Origin of the sequence: Streptomyces sp. NPDC057010 (assembly GCF_042673805.1) — a bacterium.
In the GTDB taxonomy this organism is placed as follows: domain Bacteria; phylum Actinomycetota; class Actinomycetes; order Streptomycetales; family Streptomycetaceae; genus Streptomyces.
Genome location: NZ_JBHUSC010000136.1, coordinates 1 through 403, shown reverse-complemented (window position 1 = coordinate 403; position 403 = coordinate 1). Strand labels below are relative to the sequence as shown.

At 57.1% G+C, this 403-nt stretch carries 1 protein-coding gene; it reads left to right on the top strand.

Annotated features, from left to right (window positions below):
* A partial coding sequence (locus ACFTXQ_RS36625) for a hypothetical protein (RefSeq protein WP_382649999.1) occupies nucleotides 1-403 on the top strand: 403 nt, incomplete at both ends.

Sequence of the window (403 nt, the reverse complement as noted above, 5' to 3'; positions counted from 1 at the left end):
ATTTCAAAGCGTAGGTTTGGTCAAAATGAGCGTAGCACATTCGGGTTTCTTGCCTCGCGCGAGCCGTTGGGCTTTCTCGAATTCCTCGACGGTCAGCCGAATCGCTGGGAGTCGATGTATGGTCCCGCACAATACTGGGACTATCTGCGAGCCAACCTTGAGCCTGCAATCCTCGCGTCACCAGACAGCCACCGATGGGCAGTAGCATGCGATGCCGTTGACCGCGCCGAAGCAGGCGGCAGCCCCGTCCATGTTGATGTTGTAAAAGCCGTCGCGCTCATCGAGATGTTCCGTAATGGCACAGGGCTAGTGCCCGAGGAGTCCGTTCTCGCGGTTTCAATACAGGGCGCAGACCCTCAACAGACTCATGCCGCTTTGCAAGAGCTGGTTCGCCGCAAAATTC